A 7585-nucleotide genomic window follows, 5' to 3' on the forward strand; every position below is an offset into this window, starting at 1 on the left:
CGGCGGGCTACTCCTGCCCGTACCGGGGATCCACCGACTCCGGCGCCAGCCCGAGCAGCTCCGCGACCTGCTCCACCACGACCTCATGGACCAGCAGCGCCCGCTCGTCGCGGTTCTTGGTGCGGATCTCGACGGGGCGGCGGTAGACGGCGATCTGCGCGGGCCGCTCCTTGCGCGCTGACACCGCGCTGCCCAGCGGCACCGTCTCCTCGGACGTCTCCGGCACGTCGAGGACCACGAAGTCGACCTCGGCCAGCTGCGGCCAGCGCCGCTCCAGCCGCTCCACCGAGTCCTGCACCAGATCGCGGAAACTGTCCGCCCTGCTGGCCGAGAGCGGCACCTGCGGCGGGGCTACGGGGCCGCGCATCCCCCGCCCGTGCCGGTCGCGGCGGCGGGGACGGGGCTCGGGCGAGTGGGAAGGTACGGAACTGTCCATCACTGACGCAGCGTAACCCCGCATCGCGGGCGCGGACCGGCGCTGCGCGGGACCCGGCCGGGGCGCCTGCGCGCGGGGCTCGATCCAGCCAGGGGGCGTCACGTTTTCGGCCCCGCTCCCTCGTGCCGCGACCCGGTCGCATGACAGGATTTACACCGCGCGGCGACCACGGCGACCACCGCGCGACGGCGCGTGCCTCTCCTCCCGCCCAGGTCAGGGGAGTTGCCCGGGGGTCCGGTGTGTCCGGTTTCACAGGCCGACACGGTGGGGTGAGCTGAGGGAGAGTCGTCGCAGCCCGCTCAAGAGTGCGGTACCGTCCAACATCGTGAGCCCTGTACGTCGCTGTTCGCGCACCGCGTGCGGCCGCCCTGCCGTCGCGACACTGACGTACGTCTATGCCGACTCGACTGCGGTCCTCGGCCCGCTCGCCACCTACGCCGAGCCCCACTGCTACGACCTCTGTGCCGAGCACAGCGAGCGCCTGACCGCGCCCCGGGGCTGGGAGGTCGTCCGGCTCTCGGATCCCTCCGCCCCCACCCGCCCCAGCGGTGACGACCTCGAAGCGCTGGCCAACGCCGTCCGCGAGGCGGCGCGCCCGCAGGACCGGGGCGACGGCGGCCGCGGCGGCCCGCGCACGGCGGACCCGATGGAGGTCGCCCGCCGTGGCCACCTCCGCGTGCTGCGGTCGCCCGACTCCTGACCGCCGGCCGGGGCGCCCTCGGCCGCCGGGTAGTTTGGCGGTCCGAAGACACCTCAGGAGGACCGGCCCGTGACCGCAGATCTGTCGCAGCTCGTGAAGGCGTACGACGTGCGGGGGGTCGTGCCCGACCAGTGGGACGAGGACCTGGCCGAGCTGTTCGGGTCGGCCTTCGTCCAGGTGACCGGCGCGGAGGCCGTCGTCGTCGGCCACGACATGCGCCCCACGTCCCCCGCCCTGTCCGGCGCCTTCGCCCGGGGCGCGGCGGCCCGCGGCGCCGACGTCACCCTGATCGGCCTCTGCTCGACCGACCAGCTGTACTACGCCTCCGGGGCGCTGGACCTGCCGGGCGCGATGTTCACGGCCTCCCACAACCCGGCGCGATACAACGGGATCAAGATGTGCCGGGCCGGCGCCGCCCCCGTCGGCCAGGACACCGGCCTCGCCGAGATCCGCACCCTGGTCGAACAGTGGACGACGACCGGCGCCCCCGGCCCGGCCGGCCGCATCGGCTCCGTCACCCGCCGCGACACGCTCTCCGACTACGCCGCCCACCTGCTGTCCCTGGTCGACCTGAGCGGGATCCGCCCCCTGAAGGTGGTCGTCGACGCGGGCAACGGCATGGGCGGCCACACCGTCCCGACGGTCTTCGACGGCCTCCCGCTGGACCTCGTCCCGATGTACTTCGAGCTGGACGGCACCTTCCCCAACCACGAGGCCAACCCGCTCGACCCCAAGAACATCGTCGACCTCCGGGCGCGCGTGCTCGCCGAGGGCGCCGACCTCGGCCTCGCCTTCGACGGCGACGCCGACCGCTGCTTCGTCGTCGACGAGAAGGGCGCGGGCGTCTCCCCGTCCGCGATCACCGCCCTGGTCGCCGCCCGGGAACTGGCCCGCAACGGGGGCACCGGCACGGTCATCCACAACCTGATCACCTCCCTGACCGTCCCCGAGGTCGTCCGCGAGAACGGCGGCACCCCCGTCCGCACCCGCGTCGGCCACTCCTTCATCAAGGCCGAGATGGCCGCCCACGGCGCGATCTTCGGCGGCGAGCACTCCGCCCACTACTACTTCCGCGACTTCTGGAACGCCGACACCGGCATGCTCGCCGCCCTCCACGTCCTGGCGGCCCTCGGCGGCACCGACGAGCCGCTCTCCGCCCTCGTCGCCCAGTACGACCGCTACACCGGCTCCGGCGAGATCAACTCCACCGTCGACGACCAGCCGGCCCGCACCGCCGACGTCCGCTCCGCCTTCGCCTCCCGCGAAGGCGTCACCACCGACGATCTCGACGGCCTCACCGTCACCGGCCCCACCTGGTGGTTCAACCTCCGCCCCTCCAACACCGAACCCCTCCTCCGCCTCAACGTGGAGGCCCGGGACGAAGCCACCATGACGGCCGTACGCGACGAGGTCCTGACCCTGATCCGCACCTCCGGGACCTGACGCCTCCCCACCCGGCCACATCCGGCCCCGCCGGCGTTTGAGGCGCGGGGTCCGGGCCGGCGCCCCGGTTACGGGAAGGGGCGGGGAGGGGACAACGCCTGCCGCAGGCACCCACCACCCGCGCCCCACCACCCCCGGCCCCGCCACCCCGCCCCGCCACATCCGCGGAACCACCCGCCGGGCCGGGCCGCGCCCCCGCCACCCCAGCGGTAGGCTGACCTCGCCCGTTCCCCAGGGAACGAACACCACGCGGCACCGAACACCGCACCCGGCGCCACCGGCGCCCCGTCGCACCCACGCCGTCCGACCGCCCGAAGGGACCCGCCCCATGCCGCTCGAAGCCGGCCTCCTGGAGATCCTGGCCTGCCCGGCCTGCCACTCGCCCCTCGACGACAAGTCGGCGGCCGACAGCCCGGAACTGATCTGCACCGGCACCGACTGCGGCCTGGCCTACCCCGTACGGGACGGCATCCCCGTCCTGCTCGTCGACGAGGCCCGCCGCCCCGCGTAGTCCGGGCCCCGCCCGCACGGTGTGATCGGCACGTGATCGGAGGACCGTCCCCATGCTCGACGAGTCGTTGCTCGACGCCCCGGAAGCCCTGGCCCGAGCCGACCGCCGCGGTCTGCTCCGCGGCGCCGCCGAGGCCGGGGCCCGGGTCCGCACCGCCGCCCGCCACGCGGCGGAGGCCGGTATCACCGAGCTGAACCCGGAGGGCCGCCCGCGCGCCGTCCTGGTCGCGGGGCCCGGCACCGCCGCGACCGGCGTCGCCGATCTCATCGCGGCCCTGGCCGGCGCCTCCGCCCCGGTCACCCGCATCCACCCGACCGGCGTGGCCCCCGCCGCCGGGGCGCTGCGCTGGACGCTGCCCGGCTGGGCCGGCTCCGTGGACCTGCTCCTCATCGCCACCGCCGACGGCTCCGAACCGGGCCTCGCGCTCCTGGCCGAGCAGGCCTACCGCCGGGGCTGCACCGTCGTCGCCGTCGCCCCCCGCACCTCACCGCTGCGCGAAGCGGTCGACGGCGTGCACGGCCTCGTCGTCCCGATGGCCTCCGCCCCGCACGGCGAGTACGACGCCGAGACCTCGGCCGCCGGCCCCGGCACGCTCTGGGCCCTGTTCACCCCGTTGCTCGCCCTCCTCGACCGCGTCGGCCTGGTCACCGCGCCCGCCGAGGCGCTCCAGTCCGTGGCCGACCGGCTGGACCGCACGGCCGAACGGTGCGGGCCGGCGATCGCCACGTACAGCAACCCGGCCAAGACCCTCGCCGCCGAACTGGCCGACACCCTGCCCCTGATCTGGACGGAGGGCGACACCTCCGGACCGGTCGGCCGCCGCTTCGCCGCCGTCCTGTGCGAGCTCTCCGGCCGCCCGGCCCTCTCGGCCGCGCTCCCCGAGGCGCTGCCCGCCCACGGCGGACTGCTGGCCGGGGCGTTCGCCGCCGGTGCCGACCCCGACGACTTCTTCCGCGACCGGGTCGAGGAGTCCGAACCGCTCCACGCCCGCGTCGTCCTGCTCCGCGACCGCGCCGTCGGCGGCCTCAGTGCCGCACCCGCCGCCCGCGAACTGGCCCTGGGCCACGACACGGCGATCAGCGAACTGGAACCGGAGGAGGGCACCCGGCTCGAAGCCCTCGCCGAACTCCTCGCGATCACCGACTTCGCCGCCGTCTACCTGTCCCTGGCCTCGGAAGCCCGCGCCTGACCGGGCGCACCCGCGCCCGACCCGCGCACCCCGCGACGGACCGCGCCCGCAGCCCCGTCGCCCCCTCACCTCGCCGCCACGAGATCCACCCATCCCGCCCCGCACGAGGACGAATTTCATGGACCGGCTCTCCAACACCGTGCGCCCGTACGCATGGGGTTCCACCACCGCCATCCCCGCCCTGCTCGGCATCGCCCCGACCGGCGAACCACAGGCGGAGATGTGGATGGGCGCCCACCCCGGCGCCCCCTCCCGCACCACCCGCCCCGGCGCCGCCGACCGCTCCGCACCACCCGCCGAGCAGCCCCTCAACGAGATCATCGACGCCGACCCGGTCCGCGAACTCGGTGCCGCCGCCGTCGAGAAGTTCGGCCCCAGGCTGCCCTTCCTCCTCAAGCTCCTCGCCGCCGGAGCTCCGCTCTCCCTCCAGGTCCACCCCGACCTCGCCCAGGCGCGCCAGGGGTACGCCGAGGAGGAGCGCCGCGCCGTACCGATCGACGCTCCCCACCGCGTGTACAAGGACGCCAACCACAAGCCCGAGCTGATCTGCGCCCTGACCCCCTTCGAGGGCCTGTGCGGCTTCCGCCGGCCCACCGAGGCCGCCGAGGCGATGGAGGCGCTGGGCGTCGACAGCCTCAAGCCGTACGCCGACCTGCTGCGCGCCCACCCGGAGGAGGCCGCCCTGCGCGAGGCCCTCGGCGCGATCCTCGGCGCCGATCCGGCCCGTACGGCCGAGACCGTCGCGGCGGTGGCCGAGGCGGCCGAGCGGACCGGCGGCGCCCACGCCCACCTCGCCGGGCTCGCCCACCACTTCCCCGGCGACGCCGGAGTGATCGCGGCCATGCTGCTCAACCATGTGCGCCTCCAGCCCGGCGAGGCCCTGTACCTCGGCGCCGGCGTCCCGCACGCCTACATCGAGGGCCTCGGCGTCGAGATCATGGCCAACTCGGACAACGTGCTGCGCTGCGGTCTGACGCCCAAACACGTCGACGTGCCCGAACTCCTGCGCATCGTCCGCTTCGAGGCCGCCGAACCGGGCATCCTGCGCCCCGAGGCGTCCCCGCTGGGCGAGGAGGTCTACGAGACCCCGATCGACGAGTTCCGCCTCTCCCGCTTCGCCCTCCCGCCGGGCGCCGCCCCCGTGGACCTCACCGCGGCCGGCCCGCAGATCCTGCTCTGCACGGCCGGCGCCCTGAAAACCGGAGAACTCGCCCTCGGGCCGGGCCAGTCGGTCTTCGTACCAGCCGACGAGAAGGTCGAAGTGTCCGGTACGGGAACCTTGTTCCGCGCCACTGTGGTGGCCTGACGTACCGTCCGCCCCGGCGGCTGCAACAATGTCCGGCCGTACCGCGGCCGACCGGGGCAGCGGCACCGACGAAGGGACATCAGGCACCCATGAGTGCGTCAGGCGGAACCAAGGCGATCGTGGCGGCCCTCGGCGCCAACCTCGCGATCGCAGTGGCCAAATTCGTGGCGTTCCTGTTCAGCGGCTCGTCGTCGATGCTCGCGGAGAGCGTCCACTCGCTCGCCGACTCCGGCAATCAGGGGCTCCTCCTCCTCGGCGGCAAGAAGGCCCAGCGCGAAGCCACCCCCCAGCACCCCTTCGGCTACGGGCGCGAGCGCTACATCTACGCCTTCCTCGTCTCCATCGTCCTCTTCTCGGTCGGTGGCATGTTCGCCGTCTACGAGGGCTACGAGAAGATCAAGCACCCCCACGAGCTGGAGGCCTGGTACTGGCCGGTGGGCGTCCTCGTCTTCGCGATCATCGCGGAGGGCTTCTCCTTCCGTACGGCGATCAAGGAGTCCAACGAGTCGCGCGGCTCCCTCAGCTGGACGGACTTCATCCGCCGCGCCAAGGCCCCCGAGCTTCCCGTCGTCCTCCTGGAGGACTTCGGCGCCCTCATCGGTCTGGTCCTCGCCCTCGGTGGCGTCGGCCTCGCCATCGGCACCGGCAACGGGGTCTGGGACGGCATCGGCACCCTCTGCATCGGCATCCTGCTGATCGCCATCGCGATCGTCCTCGCGGCCGAGACCAAGTCCCTGCTGCTCGGCGAGGCCGCCGGCACCGACCAGGTCGACAAGATCAAGGCCGCCGTCGTCGACGGCGACACCGTCACCGGCATCATCCACATGCGCACGCTCCACCTCGGCCCGGAGGAACTGCTGGTCGCCGCGAAGATCGCCGTCCAGCACGACGACACCGCCACCGAGGTCGCCAACGCCATCAACGCCGCCGAGTCCCGCATCCGCGAGGCCGTCCCCATCGCCCGGGTCATCTATCTGGAGCCGGACATCTACAACGAGGCCGCCGCCGCGGCCGGTGTGAACCCGGCCAAGAACCCGGGCGGCACACCGAAGGAATCCGGCCACTGACGGTCCCGGCCCCGCCCCGTAGCCGCTCCCGGCCCCGCCGGACTGGGAGCGGCTGGGCCGTTCGGTGTAGATTCGACGGCAGTGTCAGACGTCGCTGCTGATGGCGGTCGATCGGTCCGTACGCCGGACCGGCCGAGGGAGAGAGGGCCTCCGACGGACTGCGCTGCGAGCGGTCCGGGCATGTTCGTGCCCACCGCCGCAGAGCCGCCCTGCCCACCCTCGACCCCAATACGAGGAGCAGCCCGTTATGACGACGGTCGCCAACCGACAGGACTTCAAGGTCGCCGATCTCTCCCTCGCGGCGTTCGGCCGCAAGGAGATCACGCTCGCCGAGCACGAGATGCCCGGCCTGATGTCCATCCGCAAGGAGTACGCCGAGGCGCAGCCGCTGGCCGGCGCCCGCATCACCGGCTCGCTGCACATGACCGTGCAGACGGCCGTGCTCATCGAGACCCTGGTGGCCCTGGGCGCCCAGGTCCGCTGGGCGTCCTGCAACATCTTCTCCACCCAGGACCACGCCGCCGCCGCCATCGCCGTCGGCCCGAACGGCACCCCGGAGGCCCCCGCCGGTGTCCCGGTCTTCGCCTGGAAGGGCGAGACGCTGGAGGAGTACTGGTGGTGCACGGAGCAGGCCCTGACCTGGCCGAACACCCCCACCGGTGGCCCCAACATGATCCTCGACGACGGGGGTGACGCCACCCTCCTCGTCCACAAGGGCGTCGAGTTCGAGAAGGCCGGCGAGGCCCCGGACCCGGCGACGGCGGACAGCGAGGAGTACGCGCACATCCTCACGCTCCTCAACCGCACCCTGGGCGAGTCCCCGCAGAAGTGGACCCAGCTCGCCTCGGAGATCCGTGGGGTGACGGAGGAGACGACGACGGGTGTGCACCGGCTGTACGAGATGCATCGTGACGGCACGCTGCTGTTCCCGGC

General features: G+C 73.6%; 8 protein-coding genes. 7 read left to right on the forward strand and 1 reads right to left on the reverse strand.

Going from position 1 to position 7585, the window contains the following annotated elements:
* Positions 1 to 7: 7 nt before the first annotated feature.
* Positions 8 to 436 (reverse strand): metallopeptidase family protein, encoded by a 429-nt coding sequence (locus ACWCXC_RS34280; protein ID WP_450683430.1) that lies wholly within the window; start codon positions 434 to 436, stop codon positions 8 to 10.
* Between the two features lie 325 nt (positions 437 to 761).
* On the opposite strand from ACWCXC_RS34280, the gene ACWCXC_RS34285 reads away from it, so the two are divergent.
* The 7 genes from ACWCXC_RS34285 to ACWCXC_RS34315 all read left to right on the forward strand — a co-directional run.
* Complete coding sequence (locus ACWCXC_RS34285; RefSeq protein ID WP_450683431.1) at positions 762 to 1136, forward strand: DUF3499 domain-containing protein; 375 nt, start codon at positions 762 to 764, stop codon at positions 1134 to 1136.
* A gap of 69 nt (positions 1137 to 1205) precedes the next feature.
* A complete protein-coding gene (locus ACWCXC_RS34290; RefSeq protein ID WP_450891527.1) occupies positions 1206 to 2579 on the forward strand; it encodes a phosphomannomutase/phosphoglucomutase in 1374 nt (457 codons plus the stop codon).
* 328 nt (positions 2580 to 2907) lie between these two features.
* Positions 2908 to 3090: a Trm112 family protein gene (locus ACWCXC_RS34295; RefSeq protein ID WP_450683433.1), complete on the forward strand. Its 183-nt coding sequence runs from the start codon at positions 2908 to 2910 to the stop codon at positions 3088 to 3090.
* Between the two features lie 52 nt (positions 3091 to 3142).
* On the forward strand, positions 3143 to 4279 hold the full coding sequence (locus ACWCXC_RS34300) for an SIS domain-containing protein (protein ID WP_450683434.1): 1137 nt from the start codon (positions 3143 to 3145) through the stop codon (positions 4277 to 4279).
* A 118-nt stretch (positions 4280 to 4397) separates the two neighbouring features.
* Complete coding sequence (manA, locus tag ACWCXC_RS34305) at positions 4398 to 5585, forward strand: mannose-6-phosphate isomerase, class I (RefSeq protein ID WP_450683435.1); 1188 nt, start codon at positions 4398 to 4400, stop codon at positions 5583 to 5585.
* Between the two features lie 89 nt (positions 5586 to 5674).
* Positions 5675 to 6652 (forward strand): cation diffusion facilitator family transporter, encoded by a 978-nt coding sequence (locus ACWCXC_RS34310; protein WP_450683436.1) that lies wholly within the window; start codon positions 5675 to 5677, stop codon positions 6650 to 6652.
* A 247-nt stretch (positions 6653 to 6899) separates the two neighbouring features.
* Positions 6900 to 7585 (forward strand): adenosylhomocysteinase (locus tag ACWCXC_RS34315; protein ID WP_450891528.1); only part of this gene is annotated, 686 nt, incomplete at its 3' end.

This window comes from Streptomyces sp. NPDC001515 (genome assembly GCF_053597115.1).